This window comes from Neptunomonas japonica DSM 18939 (genome assembly GCF_000422765.1).
Classification (GTDB): domain Bacteria; phylum Pseudomonadota; class Gammaproteobacteria; order Pseudomonadales; family Balneatricaceae; genus Neptunomonas; species Neptunomonas japonica.
In genome coordinates this window covers 172,693-188,996 of record NZ_KE383916.1, presented here as the reverse complement: position 1 = coordinate 188,996, position 16,304 = coordinate 172,693, and the positions used below count along the sequence as shown (strand labels likewise).

The 16,304-nt window shown below is 43.5% G+C and carries 16 protein-coding genes and 1 tRNA gene; 8 read left to right on the top strand and 9 right to left on the bottom strand.

Annotated features, from left to right (window positions below; all coding sequences use genetic code 11):
- Positions 1–11 precede the first annotated feature (11 nt).
- Positions 12–329: a thiosulfate sulfurtransferase GlpE gene (gene glpE / locus G511_RS0120090; RefSeq protein WP_028471245.1), complete on the top strand. Its 318-nt coding sequence runs from the start codon at positions 12–14 to the stop codon at positions 327–329.
- Between the two features lie 10 nt (positions 330–339).
- Positions 340–1,455 (top strand): tRNA nucleotidyltransferase/poly(A) polymerase-related protein, encoded by a 1,116-nt coding sequence (locus tag G511_RS0120085; RefSeq protein WP_028471244.1) that lies wholly within the window; start codon positions 340–342, stop codon positions 1,453–1,455.
- On the opposite strand, the gene folK is transcribed toward G511_RS0120085, so the two are convergent.
- The 3 genes from folK to tsaD are packed head-to-tail and all read right to left on the bottom strand — an operon-like array spanning position 1,446 to position 3,394.
- A complete protein-coding gene (folK, locus tag G511_RS0120080; protein WP_342664814.1) occupies positions 1,446–1,970 on the bottom strand; it encodes a 2-amino-4-hydroxy-6-hydroxymethyldihydropteridine diphosphokinase in 525 nt (174 codons plus the stop codon). The two genes, G511_RS0120085 and folK, sit on opposite strands and share 10 nt — an antisense overlap.
- Positions 1,967–2,323, bottom strand: a complete 357-nt coding sequence (gene folB / locus G511_RS0120075) for a dihydroneopterin aldolase (RefSeq protein WP_028471242.1) — start codon at positions 2,321–2,323, stop codon at positions 1,967–1,969. Before folB ends, folK begins: the two co-directional genes overlap by 4 nt.
- A 42-nt stretch (positions 2,324–2,365) precedes the next feature.
- Positions 2,366–3,394 carry a tRNA (adenosine(37)-N6)-threonylcarbamoyltransferase complex transferase subunit TsaD gene (tsaD, locus tag G511_RS0120070; RefSeq protein ID WP_028471241.1) on the bottom strand — a complete coding sequence of 343 codons (1,029 nt, stop codon included), beginning with the start codon at positions 3,392–3,394 and terminating at the stop codon, positions 2,366–2,368.
- 172 nt (positions 3,395–3,566) lie between these two features.
- Here tsaD and rpsU point away from each other — a divergent pair, with 172 nt between their 5' ends.
- The 5 genes from rpsU to G511_RS0120045 all read left to right on the top strand — a co-directional run bounded on the left by rpsU (position 3,567) and on the right by G511_RS0120045 (position 8,316).
- Positions 3,567–3,782: a 30S ribosomal protein S21 gene (gene rpsU, locus G511_RS0120065; protein WP_028471240.1), complete on the top strand. Its 216-nt coding sequence runs from the start codon at positions 3,567–3,569 to the stop codon at positions 3,780–3,782.
- 52 nt (positions 3,783–3,834) lie between these two features.
- Positions 3,835–4,284 carry a GatB/YqeY domain-containing protein gene (locus G511_RS0120060; RefSeq protein ID WP_028471239.1) on the top strand — a complete coding sequence of 150 codons (450 nt, stop codon included), beginning with the start codon at positions 3,835–3,837 and terminating at the stop codon, positions 4,282–4,284.
- A gap of 32 nt (positions 4,285–4,316) precedes the next feature.
- Complete coding sequence (dnaG, locus tag G511_RS0120055; protein ID WP_028471238.1) at positions 4,317–6,116, top strand: DNA primase; 1,800 nt, start codon at positions 4,317–4,319, stop codon at positions 6,114–6,116.
- Positions 6,117–6,278: 162 nt separating this feature from the next.
- Positions 6,279–8,114, top strand: coding sequence for an RNA polymerase sigma factor RpoD (gene rpoD, locus G511_RS0120050; RefSeq protein WP_028471237.1), 1,836 nt, complete (start codon positions 6,279–6,281; stop codon positions 8,112–8,114).
- A 125-nt stretch (positions 8,115–8,239) separates the two neighbouring features.
- Positions 8,240–8,316 (top strand) — tRNA-Ile (locus G511_RS0120045).
- A 185-nt stretch (positions 8,317–8,501) separates the two neighbouring features.
- Here G511_RS0120045 and G511_RS0120040 read toward each other — a convergent pair.
- On the bottom strand, positions 8,502–9,704 hold the full coding sequence (locus tag G511_RS0120040; RefSeq protein WP_028471236.1) for an MFS transporter: 1,203 nt from the start codon (positions 9,702–9,704) through the stop codon (positions 8,502–8,504).
- 151 nt (positions 9,705–9,855) lie between these two features.
- Here G511_RS0120040 and G511_RS0120035 point away from each other — a divergent pair, with 151 nt between their 5' ends.
- Positions 9,856–10,710, top strand: a complete 855-nt coding sequence (locus G511_RS0120035) for a LysR substrate-binding domain-containing protein (protein WP_028471235.1) — start codon at positions 9,856–9,858, stop codon at positions 10,708–10,710.
- A gap of 44 nt (positions 10,711–10,754) precedes the next feature.
- Here G511_RS0120035 and G511_RS0120030 read toward each other — a convergent pair whose 3' ends face one another.
- From G511_RS0120030 to G511_RS0120010, 5 genes are read right to left on the bottom strand one after another with little or no spacing between them, the layout of a single operon-like run.
- Entirely contained in the window at positions 10,755–12,692 is a 1,938-nt protein-coding gene (locus G511_RS0120030) for a polysaccharide biosynthesis protein (RefSeq protein ID WP_028471234.1), read from the bottom strand.
- A 1-nt stretch (position 12,693) separates the two neighbouring features.
- The gene (locus G511_RS0120025) at positions 12,694–13,869 is read right to left on the bottom strand and encodes a DegT/DnrJ/EryC1/StrS family aminotransferase (RefSeq protein WP_028471233.1); all 1,176 of its coding nucleotides are present in this window, start codon (positions 13,867–13,869) and stop codon (positions 12,694–12,696) included.
- Positions 13,870–13,872: 3 nt separating this feature from the next.
- A complete protein-coding gene (locus tag G511_RS0120020; protein ID WP_028471232.1) occupies positions 13,873–14,499 on the bottom strand; it encodes an acetyltransferase in 627 nt (208 codons plus the stop codon).
- Positions 14,496–15,089 (bottom strand): sugar transferase, encoded by a 594-nt coding sequence (locus G511_RS0120015; protein WP_028471231.1) that lies wholly within the window; start codon positions 15,087–15,089, stop codon positions 14,496–14,498. The genes G511_RS0120020 and G511_RS0120015 overlap by 4 nt, the downstream gene beginning before the upstream one ends.
- Entirely contained in the window at positions 15,086–16,303 is a 1,218-nt protein-coding gene (locus G511_RS0120010) for a glycosyltransferase family 4 protein (protein ID WP_028471230.1), read from the bottom strand. The genes G511_RS0120015 and G511_RS0120010 overlap by 4 nt, the downstream gene beginning before the upstream one ends.
- Position 16,304 lies beyond the last annotated feature (1 nt).

Genomic DNA, 16,304 nt, shown 5'->3' with positions numbered 1-16,304 from the left:
GGATAATTATCATGAGTCAGTATATTTGTATTAGTTCTGCACAAGCCATTGAATGGCTAGATAAAGGCGCTGTTATTGCTGACATTAGAGATGCACAAAGCTTCCAACAAGGTCATATTCCTGGCGCTTTTAACCTATCTAATGACAACCTGCATGAATTTATGATGGCTGCTGAGTTTGAAACACCATTGATTGTTTGTTGCTATCACGGCATTAGCAGCCAATCAGCAGCAGATTACTTAGCGAAACAAGGCTTTGAGCAAGTTAGCAGCCTTGATGGAGGATTTGAAGCTTGGTCCGCATCCCATCCTGATAAAATAGAAGCATAACAGGCTCACTATGAAAATATACCTTGTAGGCGGCGCCGTTAGAGACAAGCTTCTTAACTACCCAGTTTATGATAAAGACTGGGTTGTTGTCGGCGCCACCCCTCAAGAGATGATAGAGCACAAATACAAGCCTGTCGGCAGTGACTTTCCTGTTTTTATCCACCCAACAAGCGGCGAAGAGTACGCCCTGGCCCGCACCGAACGCAAGAGCGGTAAAGGCTATAGCGGGTTTCAATATCACGCTAGCCCCGATGTAACTTTAGAAGAAGATCTTTCGCGCCGCGACCTAACCATTAATGCCATGGCGCAGTCGGATGATGGACAGATATTTGACCCGTACGGTGGCCAAAAAGATTTAACCTCCAAAATTTTACGCCATGTATCTCCGGCCTTTAGCGAAGACCCTCTTCGTGTTTTGCGAGTTGCTCGCTTCGCAGCACGCTATGCTCACCTGGGCTTTACTCTCGCCTCTGAAACATTAGGGTTAATGCAAGATATATCAGCCAGTGACGAATTAGAGCACTTAACTCGGGAACGAGTCTGGCAAGAAATGGAGCGCGCTCTTGGCGAAACATCCCCGCTCATTTTTTTCCAAGTACTCCATGATACCCACGCACTCAATACTCTCTTTCCACGCTTCGCTCTGCTCATTGGCTCACAAGAAGCCGCTTCTTTGCAAAAATCATTTTCCAAGAGCACAAGCAAAGCGGTCCGCTTTGCGTCATTGTCTTCACTGTGTTTTATGAATGAAACCGATCCAGAAAGTGAGTTACGCAACTTTTGCCAACAACTAAAAACACCGAACCATTATAGGGATTTAGCAGCCCATGTACGTAAAGCCATCATAGCTCTGCATCAATGGAAAGTATCAAACGCAGAACAGAAACTCTCTCTCATTCAAGCACTTGATTTACTTCGCCGCCCTGAGCGTATTAGTCCAATATTAGAGGCATGCCAGTTACTAAGCCTAGCGCTATATCAAGAGAAATTAGAAACTGAAAAGCTGGAAGCCCTCCTGACTAAGTTAAAAGGTATTAATCCTCAAGAACTGATCAAGAAAGGCTATAAAGGAGCTGCTCTAGGAAGTGAGTTAAAGCGCCTGCAATTAGAAATGTGTCAGGACTGATTCACAACTGAAATCAACTGCTCTTTCCATTGAAAATCAATAGCCCATAACTTCTGTTGCTTTTTATCATACTCACTCCAGAGAGCCTGATAAGACTTATTAACAACCGGGTGAAGCTCTAGCGGCGCGACTTCAGATAAAGGCCACAAAACAAATGCATTGGTGAGAATTTCATCTCGGGGCAACTGAACCTTATCAACAACACCTATTTGAGTGCCGAAGGTTAAAATATCTACATCCAATGTACGAGGAGCAAACTTAGGCCCACCACGCACACGCCCATTATCATCTTCAATGCCTTTAAGCACGTGTAATAGAGCACCCACGCTCAACTCGGTATCTAAGCCAACTACCAAGTTTAAAAATGGATTCCCGTTAAAACCTACTGCTTCACTTTCATAAACAGAAGAGATAATTAACGGAGAGAAAAGCATCTCCAGTTTATCCAAACCCGCCGCCACATGGTGATAGCGCTCAATATTGCTGCCAATACTTAAATACACACGAGAAATCAAAGAGGCGCTCCTCTTTCGATGATAACACCGACACTGGCTGCTTCAGGAATAGCCGTTGGTTTACCTAAACTGAGTTTAATCCAAGGTACGTTAAACTCTTGCATTACAAGTGCCGCAATTTCTTCTGCCATCGTCTCAACCAACAGAAATTCACTGCTGCTTATAAACTCGATCAAACGATCACAAACACTTTTATAATTTAGTGTACTTTCAATATCTTCAGTGAGTGCTGCTTGCCGAATATCAGTACCCATCTCCAAATCCAATACGACAGCTTGGCGAATTTCCCTCTCCCAGTCATAAATACCAATGACCGTTTCCACCTGTAAGGACCTGATATAAACAATATCCACGCAACTACCACCTGATTTATCAAATATTCAATTCGTATTAAACTAACGACACGATTCCAAAAGATCCATTGCCCAACGTGGCTTAGCTTCAATCATCAAGTCACTAGATTGCCCTGCAAGCAAACGCTGGCAACCAGCGTAGGCAATCATAGCGCCGTTATCGGTACAAAACTCCTGTCGCGCATAAAAGAGTTGGGACTTTTCCTTTTTAACCATTTTTTCCAGGCCGTCGCGCAAGCGTTGATTAGCACTGACACCACCAGCAATAATAAGCTGCTTCAATCCTGTCTGCTGCAAAGCGCGGCGGCACTTAATAGCTAAAGTATCCACAGTGGCTTCTTCAAATGCAGCTGCGATATCAGCTTTATCCACATCAGATAACAGCCCATCAACTTTATGATCACGAATGGTGTTCATCGTAAATGTTTTTAAACCGGAAAAGCTAAAATCCAACCCTGGCCTATCTGTCATTGGGCGAGGAAAGCGCAACCGAGTACGATCTCCTTTTTGAGCAAGCTTAGCAATTAATGGTCCACCCGGATAATCTAAACCCAGCATTTTAGCCGCTTTATCAAAAGCTTCACCGGCGGCATCATCTAACGACTCACCAAGCAACTGGTACTGACCAATGCCTTCAACTTTAACGAGCTGTGTATGCCCCCCACTGACTAAAAGCGCGACAAATGGGAAGGTCGGCGGGTTATCTTCCAGCATAGGGGCAAGTAGATGCCCTTCCATATGGTGCACACCAATAGCCGGCACTCCCCACCCCATCGCCATGGATCGACCGGTAGCCGCTCCTACCATCAACGCACCAACTAATCCAGGACCTGCCGTATAGGCAACAGCGCCTATATCAGCTGCTTTTAAATTTGCCAACTTTAGTGTTTCAGTTACCAATGGTAATAGTTTGCGAATATGGTCTCGCGACGCCAACTCAGGTACAACACCACCGTACTCAGAATGCATCGCTACTTGGCTATAGAGAGTATCTGCCAGCAAGCCTTTCTCATGATCATAAAGAGCCACACCCGTCTCATCACAAGAGGTTTCAATTCCCAACACTATCATCTTTACTTATCACTCAATTAAATACCTAAGAACAACTGCATTATCACTTATCTATCGCACAATTACACGAATATCACTTTGACAATTAATACGCTTGGCCTTAAAATTTAGCGCCTCATTTGAGAACATCCTCTTGAGTGGGTTTATATCAATAGATTTAGGTTAAATAAACATGCCTGCAGTAAAAGTAAAAGATAACGAGCCATTTGACGTTGCACTTCGTCGTTTCAAACGTTCTTGCGAAAAAGCTGGTGTTCTAGCTGAAGTACGTAAGCGTGAATTCTACGAAAAACCAACATCTGTTCGTAAGCGTAAAGCAGCAGCAGCTGTTAAGCGTCATGCTAAGAAAGTATCCCGTGATATTTCACGTCGCGTACGCATGTACTAAGACGCAGCATCTTTTCGAGATTTAACCATTATCCAACACAGGCCAGGCCATAATGCCAGTACTCAAGAAACAGATTACTGAAGCAATGAAAGCAGCAATGCGTGCAAAAGAAAAAGCACTGCTGGGTACCATTCGCTTAATTTTGGCAGAAATCAAACGCATCGAAGTCGATGAGCGTATTGAGTTGGACGATGCAAGAATTATTGCCGTATTGGACAAAATGTCTAAACAGCGACGTGATTCAATCTCACAATATGACAAGGCGAACCGCACTGACCTGGCGGATATCGAGCGACAAGAACTGGAGGTGATTAAAACCTACTTGCCGCAATCGCTAACTGATGAAGAAATAAGCACCGCCCTAGACGAAGCTATCGCTGCCACTGGTGCGAGCGGAGCTCAAGATATGGGCAAACTAATGGCTGAGTTAAAGCCAAAAGTACAAGGCCGTGCCGACATGGGTATGGTTTCGAAACTCGTAAAAGAGCGTCTAGCACGTTAAGATTCTCTTCAATCCCCATGATTGAGTAGAAGATGGCCGGACGTATACCGCAAAACTTTATTGATGACCTTCTTGCTCGCGTCAACATTGTTGACCTGATAGACGGCCGTGTAAAACTTAAAAAATCCGGTAAAAACTACTCCGGACTCTGCCCGTTTCACCAAGAAAAGTCCCCCTCTTTTTCAGTAAGCCCTGATAAGCAATTTTATTACTGCTTTGGTTGTGGCGCAGGCGGTAATGCTATCGGATTCCTTATGGAATATGAACGCCTTGAATTCCCACAAGCTGTAGAAGAAGTTGCCAAACTTGTCGGCGTTGACGTACCTAGAGACGAACACCAAGAGCAACAGCGCAACGAATATAAAGCGCAATACAACATTCTTGATGAAGCTGCCATTTTTTACCAAGAACAACTTAAATCAAACACTCATCGCGACCAAGCCGTTACCTACCTCAAATCCAGAGGATTAACGGGTCAGATTGCGAAAATGTTTGGTGTTGGCTATGCCCCTCCTGGCTGGGACAATCTTCTTAAAAAAATTGGTAGCACTCCCACCAATTTAGAACTGCTTGAGAAAAGCGGCATGCTCATTAGGCATGAAGAAAAAGATAGTCTTTACGACCGCTTCAGGGAAAGAATCATCTTTCCTATTCGCGATATGCGCGGCCGCGTGATCGCCTTCGGTGGACGAGTACTTGGCGACGACAAACCCAAATACTTAAACTCCCCTGAGACTGATACTTTTCACAAAAGTCGCGAGCTTTATGGCCTTTACGAAGCACGTAAGCTTTCTCAAAAGTTAGAGCGCATCATTATTGTTGAAGGGTATATGGATGTTATTAGTCTTTCGCAATTTGGCATAACATACGCCGTTGCTACTCTCGGCACAGCCACAACAACTCAGCATCTTGAACGCTTATTCAAAACTGTACCTGAAATCATATTTTGCTTTGATGGCGACAACGCAGGTAGAAAAGCGGCTGAACGCGCCCTTGAAACAACACTCCCTGTCATTAAAGACGGTCAAGAAGCTCGCTTTCTATTTCTTCCTGAAGGTGAAGATCCAGACACATTGGTCCGTAGCGAATCGAAAGAAGGGTTTGAAAAGCATCTCGACGAAGCGCTACCTCTTTCAGAGTTTTTCTTTCGCTCTTTGGCAGAAGACACAGACATGACAACCATGGATGGGCAAGCGAGATTTAGCAACAAAGCACTGCCGCTCATTCATAAAATGCAAACAAGCCTACTGCAACAAATGATGCTCGACCGCATTTGCAAAGTAACAGGCCTGAGTCTTGAACAAATTAATAGCACCATCAATTTAACACAAAGCACACCAGAGCCTAGTGCAGTAACCTCTAAAAGCACACAAACGCCTCCTTTTTCACCAACGAAAAAACGCTCATTTACAAGCCCCAAACTAGACACAGCCAGCCTATGCAGCCATATTATTTCGCTACTATTACACTACCCAAAACTGGCTACTAAAGTGCATGATTCAAAGCAGCTTGCAGATTTAAACGAACCTCATATTGACTTACTTTGCCTATTAATCGATTACCTTAAAAAAACCAACACAACATCACTAGGGCCCCTACTTATAGACTGGCGTGACGACTCAACGCTGAACAATCACCTACTACAGCTCAGTGAAATATCTCATCTAGATCCTGTTTTAAATGGCGACCCTAACCTTCTTTTTAACGAAGCATGGACGAGACTACTATCAAGACAACAAGACTGCGAACTCGAAGAACTACAGAAAAAACCCTTATCCTCACTCACGCCTAATGAGAAAGAACGCTTAAGATCATTAACATCTATAAAATAAGCGGTTGTTTTTTCTAATTTCACCCCAACATTCTAAAAATAGACTAAGGTTAAACCTGTTAAGCACGTATCATAGGTTTAAGCTGGCTTTGACAAGAGCTCAACGTTATAATGTCGCGCTCACATTTTTTGTAGTTCAAAATCGCATCATCGTAGGACATCTATGACTGGCATCTCTCAGCAGCAATCTCGTCTCAAAGAACTGATAGCTCGCGGTAAAGAACAAGGCTATCTCACATATACTGAGGTGAATGATCACCTGCCTGAGGATATCGCCGATCCCGATCAGGTTGAAGATATAATCCGCATGATCAACGACATGGGGATACCTGTGTCTGAAGTAGCCCCTGACGCCGAAACGCTATTGATGAAAGAAGGCGATTCTTCAGTAGATACTGACGAAGAAGCGGTTGCTGCCTTAGTTGAATCTGACGCTGGACGCACAACTGACCCTGTCCGCATGTATATGCGCGAAATGGGTACTGTTGAACTTCTGACGCGCGAAGGCGAAATCGTCATCGCTAAGCGTATAGAAGAAGGCATTCGAGAAGTCATGTCTGCTTTAGCCTTTTTCCCAGGTTCTGTAGAGATCATCCTTGAAGCTTATAATTCGGTACTTCAAGAAGAAGGTCGTCTCAGTGACATATTCAGCGGTTACATCGACCCTGATAGCGTCATCGCAGCGCAAGCTGCTGAAGCCGCCGCTCTACAGGAAGAGCTTGGTGACGATGCTGAAACAGAAGAAGACGAAAGCGATGATGACGACGATGAAGAAGAAGGCGATCGCGGTCCAGATCCTGAAGAAGCACGTGTTCGTTTCACTCTCATTAAAGAAAATTTGCTTGCCGTCTACGGGGCCGTTGAACAACATGGCCGGGATAGCAAAGCATTTAGTACTGCGATGGATGAGCTTGCTGTTTCTTTTGCGCCGATAAAACTATCACCACGCTTTTATGAAACACTCGTTGTACGCGTAAGAGATTTCATCGCACGTACTCGACAGCAAGAACGCACCATCATGCGTATCTGTGTCCAACGCTGCAAAATGCCAAGAATTTTCTTTATCAAAGAGTTCCCAGGCAACGAAACAGATACCGCTTGGCTTGAAAAGATGATTGCATCAGGTGCAGACTATTCAAGAGCAATGAAGATCAATCTACCCGATCTTCAGCGTGCTCAGCGCAAGCTGATCCAGCTCGAAGATGAAGCACAGATCTCTTTGTCAGATATAAAAGATGTCAACCGCCGCCTCTCTATCGGCGAAGCTCACGCTCGACGTGCTAAAAAAGAGATGGTTGAAGCCAACTTACGTCTGGTTATATCTATTGCAAAAAAATACACCAACCGCGGTTTACAGTTCCTCGATCTTATTCAGGAAGGTAACATCGGTTTGATGAAAGCCGTTGATAAATTCGAATACCGTCGTGGTTATAAGTTCTCTACTTATGCTACTTGGTGGATTCGACAGGCTATCACCCGCTCCATCGCCGACCAAGCACGTACTATTCGTATTCCAGTTCATATGATCGAAACGATCAATAAACTGAACCGCATCTCTCGCCAAATGCTACAGGAAATGGGGCGCGAACCATTACCTGAAGAATTAGCTGAACGCATGGAGATGCCAGAAGATAAAATCAGAAAAGTTCTTAAAATTGCTAAAGAACCTATCTCGATGGAAACACCCATCGGTGATGATGAGGACTCTAGCCTTGGAGACTTTATCGAAGATGGCAACCATACATCACCTGTTGATTCAGCAACTGGCGAAGGCCTACGAGAATCAACACGCGAAGTACTGGCTGGCCTAACTGCTCGCGAAGCTAAAGTACTTAGAATGCGCTTTGGTATCGACATGAACACTGATCATACACTTGAAGAAGTGGGTAAGCAGTTTGATGTTACACGCGAACGTATCCGTCAGATTGAAGCAAAAGCGTTGAGAAAACTACGCCACCCTAGCCGCTCAGACCACTTGCGCAGCTTCTTGGACGAATAGTTTTCTCTTTGCATATCAAGCTATTGCGCCAATGATACAGAATCTGTATTATTGGCGTCTCTTTTAGGGCCTACAACTCAATTGGTTAGAATCATTACCCATGAGTTACCCACAAAAGTAAAAATGGGCCTTTAGCTCAGTTGGTTAGAGCGCTCGACTCATAATCGAACGGTCGCAGGTTCAAGTCCTGCAAGGCCCACCATTTTTACTTATAAAAGCAACAAGTTACTACCTCCACTCGACTTCTATTCGCTAGCTAAAAATCACCTATATTATTCAGCACCTTAGGGTTTAATTGTCTTCACTATCTTTAAAGAATTGCTCCCTGATGCCGCTACACCTACAACTCTTTGTTATTTCAGAATATTTCTAACTCCCACAAGTCCTTTACCAAAGTAAGCTATTCACATAGTGTTTTTCTACTTGCCGTTCACTCCGGCAAATATATATAGCTAACAACACTAAGAGCAAAGCATCAATTGTAATTACCCAATAAACTCCCTGTAAGCTACCGCTTAATTCCTGCACTAGCCCAGCTATCAGGTTCCCTAACGTACCACCTAAGCCAAAAGCAACCATACCAATACCGTTTATCTGCATTGTTGCCGTAGATGAGTAATGCTGATTAACCCAACCAGCGATAATTCCCCACATAGGGAAATACATAAGACCGTAACCAAAGCCGGCAAAGACCGCAAAATAGGCTGGATTGTAAGCAAATCCTAAAACCCCCATAGCAAACCCCGTAAAAACAACAAATAGCGCAACTCCATGCCCTTTGCTATCAGCAAGCTTGCCTGAGAGAAAACCTGCAGCCATACCAGTAATCCCAGCCACCGTCCATGTATAGCCCCCCAGAGCAGGAGGGAGCATCAATTCCGCCAAATAGACATTTAGCCAAGTAGAAAACGGCATCGTAGCAAAGCCGACCATGAAGCAGATTAGGCAAGCAAAGAATGCTACTCGCTCCTGTACGATGACACGAAACAACTCACGAGAAGATAAAGCAGCAGCTTTACCTTGCGAATGTGTAACAGCACGTGCTTTAAGACTTTTCAGCAACAGGAAAGTTAGAATAATACTAACAACTCCCAACATCCCCGCTAGCAACCAGCCACTACGCCATCCCAAAAATGGTACCACCAGCAAAATAAATAAACCGTTCAAACCGTAGCCCCAAGCAGTACCGCTCGAAGCACTGGATAAACAAGTAGAGCAAAGTGCTGGACGTGCAAAACGGGTAATTAACTCAACAATAGCTCCCCAACTGATCGCAGCACTGGCCGCCATACAAGTCAGCACCAATAAAATACCTATCGGATCATCTAACACAGCCATAACGAGCAACAGCGAACTAGTTACAGAACCACTCATCAGCACTAATCGACCAGAATCTATACGATGCCCTATTAACCCCAACAGCATAGCCCCACCTAAATAAGATAATTGAGTCAACGCGCCAATCGCTGCCAAATGCCAATGACTTATATCTAAAGACTCTCGCATCATGGGTACCAACGCAGCGAACAGAAACACACCAAAACCATGACTGATGATCTGGTTCATTCCAAAAGTGGTAATCATGCGCATCAAATACTCTCCGTAACTATTGAATCACTACTCAGAAATTATAAATACCCGTCTAAAACCGGTTCGAGCCATCCTAAGCGCTTGCCTTTATTCGGTAAATCGATAAATATTGATAGTCACATTCAATATTTATGAATTCTGGTTTGAGAATATGAGAGACCTACCCATTAGCCTGTTACGTACTTTTATGGTCGTTGCTGAAACACTGAATCTAACAACAGCCGCAAACCGGTTGCACAAGGCACCCTCAACAATCAGCATGCAGCTCAACCGGCTAGAAGAGCTAGTTACCAACCCGCTCATGGAGAGAGGGCAACACGGAGTGAGGCTGACTGCCACAGGCATACAGCTAAAATCTCATGCCCAACAACTGCTTAACCTCCATGACCAGATTGTCGGTTCATTTCAGAATATTGATATAGCAGGACAAGTTCGCTTAGGCACTCATGATCAGTATGCAAGCCGAACGCTAACGCCACTTCTTAAAGCCTTTATTCTCAGTTATCCAGAAGCTCAGCTAGAGGTTTTTTGCGACCATAGGCCAAACTACCTGACGGATATGCTGGAACAGGGGGAAATTGATATTGCACTAGTAGAGATGCCCGTAAACTCTGGCGGCGGCATACGCTTGCGTCGCGACGATCTAGTTTGGGTCCGCGCTAAGGACCACAATGTCCATCAGCAGACTATCTTGCCACTGGCTGTCTTTGATGAGGGTTGCTATCACAGAAATTATGCCAGAAAGGCACTTGAGCAATCATCAAGGCCTTATAGAATTGCCTTTACTAGCCAAAGTCGTGCAGGTGTTTTAGCAGCAGTGCGCGCCGGTATAGGCATTGGAATTATTCCACGCCATACGCTGGAGGAGGATCTAGTGGCAATAGAAGCAGAGCTACCACCTCTGCCGGAAACTGAGGTGACAATGTTTACCGCAACCCGAATAAATGAAGCAACCCAGCGACTAGCACAAACAATTAAAGAGAGTCCGTTATTTGCTAACAACTAATTTGATATGGCGAAAAGACTTTGCATGCAGGCATGCAAAGTCTTTTAATTGTGATGAAGTGCTGGCTTATTCTCTCGACCTTTTAAAAACATTAAGTCTCTAATTTCATGTTGAGGGGCATAACCATTAACCGTATCTAACAACAGCTGCCTAATCTTTTCATATTCGTACTCATCAAGCGATTCCAGCATACTGTCTAATACTGGTTTCAATGTATTCCAAGTCAGCATAACCTCCTCTGCTCGCATAATCATTGGATGATCAGTTTCCTGTACATCATCGCCGATCAACAACTCTTCATATAGCTTTTCACCATCTCGTAAGCCGCTATACACAATTTCTATATCGCCATCAGGAGTACTATCATCTCTTACCGATAAACCTGTTAGGTTTATCATCTGCTTTGCTAAGTTCCTAATCTTTACCGGTTCACCCATATCCAGAACAAACACATCACCCGAAGCTCCCATAAATCCAGCTTGTATAACTAAAGAGGCTGCTTCAGGAATTGTCATAAAATAGCGAGTTATTTCTGGATGCGTTACGGTAACAGGTCCACCACTTTGAATCTGTCTCTTAAAAAGCGGTATCACTGAACCAGAAGAACCCAGCACATTACCAAAACGCACCATGGCAAAACGAATAGGTGAATTACCCTCTTCTCTTTCACTTAAAGCTTGAAGCACCAACTCAGCAAAACGTTTACTGGCACCCATTACATTAGCGGGTCGAACCGCTTTATCGGTAGAGATCAAAACGAAATTTTTAACACTGCAATTTATGGCAGCCTCTGCAGTAAAGTAGGTACCAAAGAGGTTATTACGTACACCCGCTAAAATATTACTCTCGACTAGTGGAACATGTTTATAAGCTGCTGCATGGTATACCGTTGCTACTTGGAACTGCTTAAGAACCCTTTCTAAGTAAGTTTTATCTAAGACACTACCCAGAATAGGGACAAGCTTAATGGAGTCACCAGCCAAAGTACGCAACTCATGTTCAATACTATATAAAGCAAACTCAGACAGTTCGAAAAGCACTAAACAAGATGGTTTTTGTTGTAAAATCTGCCGACATAACTCAGAACCGATTGACCCTCCCGCTCCAGTAACCATTACGCTCTGATTAGTGATACAAGCATCTAACAAGGCTTGATCTGGCTTCACTTCGTCCCTTCCTAATAGGTCAGCAATATCGACTTCTTGAACATCATTAACACTGATTTTCCCACCCGCTATATCCGAAAGGCCAGGTAAAGTAAGCACACGCAGGTTAAAACTAACAAGTGAATCTACTATTTCTCTTCTACGCAGCCTTGAAGCAGAAGGCAGTGCAAGCAAAATAGCATTAACATCAAATTTTTCAATTACATCATCAATATCGCTCGGCAAATAGACTCGAATGCCATGGATATCGCCGCCTTTCAGATGTTCATCATCATCAGCAAAAGCCACGGCGGAAAACTCTTTTGAATGATACAAGGCAGTTGCCATCTGTCGTCCTGCCGCACCTGCACCATAAATAATCACTCGTTCCGATTGCGATTTAGCTTTCTGTTCTCCTCCAGGGAATTGATGCAAAATTACCCACCTAGCCGCTATTCTAGAGCCACCAATTACAACAATAGAAATAAACCAAAAAATGAGGATTACTGATCTAGGCACAATGAGTTGTAAGCCAAGAAAATGAGTACATACAGCCCACACCAATATCGCAATAGTAATAGCTTTAACTGCCGTCCAAAGTGCCTTGTAACCAATATAACGGATGACAGCCCGATAAAGCCCCATACGGACAAAAATGGGAATTGCCACTAACGGTGCAATAAAATAAGACGGCCAATGCACGAATCCATTAGCAGTCCAATCTTCATAACGTAATACAAAGCTTAACCAGCAACACACTACTAATGCGAAGATATCAAACAATACAAACAGTAAACGCTTCAGGTTACGAGAGAGGTACAGAATCGATGACAGCATATCAGGCTGTTGCCTCAGACATTATTTGTTGTAAAACAGTACATGTTTTATCAATTTCAACTTTCGTCAATGTAGGATGAACCAAAAACATTAAACTTGTTTCTCCTAGCTGTTGTGCTACTGGTAAACGAGGTTCAGGGCGCCAATCGGTACCATCAAATGCCTCTTCTAAATATACTTCAGAGCAAGAACCAGAAAAGCAAGGGACACCTTGAGCTATAATTTTTTCAATTATTCGATCGCGACTCCAACCTTCTTTTAATAGTTCAGGCCGAATAAACACATAACATTTATACCATGCATGTACGCATCCCTCTTCTATTTGGGGTACTCGTAATGCAGAACACTCATGTGCACTATCAAGTATCGCATGAGCATTATTTGTTCTACTGGCTAACCAAACAGGCATCCGCTTAAGCTGTATTCTTCCTATAACAGACTGCATTTCAGTTAAGCGCCAGTTAGTCCCAAAACTGTCATGTAGCCAACGAAAGCCCGGCTCATGCTGTTTTTCATAAACAGCTTGCCAAGACTTTCCATGATCCTTATAAGCCCACATCGATAACCAAAGGTCACGGTCATTTGTTGTCACCATGCCCCCTTCTCCGCCCGTAGTCATTATTTTATCTTGGCAAAATGACCAGCAACCAATATCACCAATAGAACCAACTGAACGCCCTTTATATTTCGCGCCGTGAGCCTGCGCGCAATCCTCAATAACTTTGAGATTATATTTAGCAGCCAACGTCATTATCGGGCCCATATCACATGGCCAGCCAGCCAAGTGAACACAAACGATAGCGCGTGTTTTCGGTGTTATAACCGCCTCGATAGAAGCGCCCGTAATATTTTGACTGTCGCTATCCACATCAGCAAATATTGGCACACAGCCTGCTGTTACGATTGAAGAGGCTGAAGCAATAAAAGTTCGACTTGTAACAATGACCTCATCACCCGCAGAAAGGCCAACCCCCTTTAAAGCTAAATCTAATGCAAGCGTACCATTAGCCACTGCTATTGCATGAGAACATTCAGAAAAATCGGCAAACTCTTCTTCAAAAAACCTCCCCTCCTGCCCAGTCCAATAGTTAACTTTATTGGAAAGCAATACGCGTTGAGCTGCCTGAGCTTCTTCTTCAGTAAAGCTCGGCCAAGGAGAAAAAGGGGTATTTAGCATATTCTATTTCCGATTCAAAATTCTTGCAGGATTGCCTACTACAGTTTTATCGCTATCAACATCTCTAACAACAACAGCACCAGCACCCACAATGGCATTAGTCCCGATAGATGTTAATTGACGTACACACGCACCAACCCCAATCCAAGTATTATCAGAAACCGTAACATTTCCTGATAAATGTACACCTGGGCTTAAGTGAACACCGCGACCCAGCATACAATCATGATCTACAGTAGCACCCGTATTTATAATACAACCATCTCCAACAGAAACATCTACATTAATAATTGCTCCAGGCATAATGACAGAGCCTTTACCAATATGACTGTATACACTCACAATAGCAGCAGGGTGAACAATCGAAACAATTTGAGCATTTGCTTGCTCTAACTCGATGAGTTTAATCAGTCGAATACTATTATTACCAATGGCTACGAACACACCGTCGTATTGATCTAAAACGGAGATAAGCTGAGAGGTATTACCAACAACTTCCCAATGGCTATTGCGCCTTAGGCTTGGCCAAGCATCGTCGAAAAAATCAATAACTTTCCAACCCGTTTGCCCTGCAATATCTGCAATCACTTTTCCATGACCGCTAGCACCAAGCACAGCTAAGCGACTCATGGCTTTTTACCAGTAAACTTAGACATGGTAACTTCACCAGCAGCACTAATTCCGTCGCGATAAACTACTTTTTTAACCGTCATAAATAAAATTTTCACATCAAACCAAATAGAACGGTTATCCACATAAAAAATATCTAAAGCAAACTTATCCTCCCAACTAATAGCATTACGACCATTAACTTGCGCCCAACCAGTAATACCAGGTCTGACATCATGCCGGCGAGCTTGATCCTTTGTATAAAGAGGTAAATATTCTACTAGTAGAGGTCGTGGTCCGACCAAGCTCATATCACCTTTCAACACATTTATCAGCCCAGGCAGTTCATCAAGGCTTGATGAGCGTAAAAAACTACCAAACGTAGTCATGCGCTGCTCATCGGGTAATATAACCCCGTTCTGATCAAGGCTATTGAGCATCGTTCTAAACTTCATCATTTTGAAAACTTTTTTTCGTAAACCAGGCCGTTCTTGGATAAAGATAATAGGCGACCCTAATTTGTAATAAATCAGTATCGATACGAAAAAAAATACAGGTAACAATGCGAGCAAAACAAGTAAACCTATACAAAAATCGAAGCACCTTTTCACCTCTTAGCTCCTTCAACCCAAGCAACCCATTGGTCAGCTAAAGCCTGACGATCAAAATCTTTTTTTGCCAAGACCTGAGCCTTTAGCCCCATCGTAGGTAATAAAGCACGATTATCTGCAGCATGCTCAAGTGCATCAGCAAAAGCAGATGCACTTTCTGGTGGAACTGAATAGCCAATGCCATTATCAACAATCATATCAGCTAGCCAACCAGGGTAATTATTCAATACAGGTAAACCTGCCGATATATAGTCAAAAAACTTGTTGGGTGATGTACCAAAATAAAATGCGGGTACATTTGCCAGTAACTGTAGGCCTATATCGGCTGCTGCCATCAACTCAGAAAGCTTTTTCTTATTTACTGGGGGGTAGAAAAGCACATTATCAAGTAGCTCGATATCTGCTCGCTGTTGTAACTTGGACTTTAACTTTCCTTGCCCTATTAAAACTATCTTAATATCTTGACGGCCACGTTTTTTTAGCTCCACAGCAGCATCAAGTGCAGCGTCTAAACCATTAGCCACACCATGAGTACCCGCAAAAACAGCCATTAAGTCGGTTTTCTCAACCTCCTCAGGTAGCCATGGTTTAATGTTTCCAGAAAAAATGGATAAGTCACAGCCATTAGGAATTAATACAACGTTCTCATCCTTAACACCTCTTTTTTGAATACCCTCCACAATTCCAGGAGACAAGCCAATTAAGCGATAAGCAGACCGATAAGAGAGCCATTCTAAAATAGACATAGCTGATAAAACTATAGGGTTAGTAATGACACCCATTTCTCTTGGCAATTCGGGCCAAAGATCGCGCACCTCAAATACAAAAGGTTTTCTACGCAACCAACGAGCAAAAATCCCCGGTATTCCAGCAGTGAGAGGAGTCGATGTAGCAAACAATACATCATAGTTATGCGTTAAAGATACAGCGATGCTTTTTAGAGCAAATTTCAAAAAGGTAGTAGCACGAGCGGTTAAGCCATCGGAATTAGAGTAAGCTAAATCAAATTCGATGATATCTATCCCATCCACCGTCCCTATACGCTTACCCGATATGAAAGGGCCTTCTAAGCCGGTTTGGCCTCCGCCGTAACTACCACAGACCATAGTAACTTGATGGTCATGAGAAATAAGCCGGCGCGCCATTTCATAGGAACGAATTCCAACAGAACCTTCTGGTGTGGAAAAATGCTGATGAAAATAAAGAATACGCATA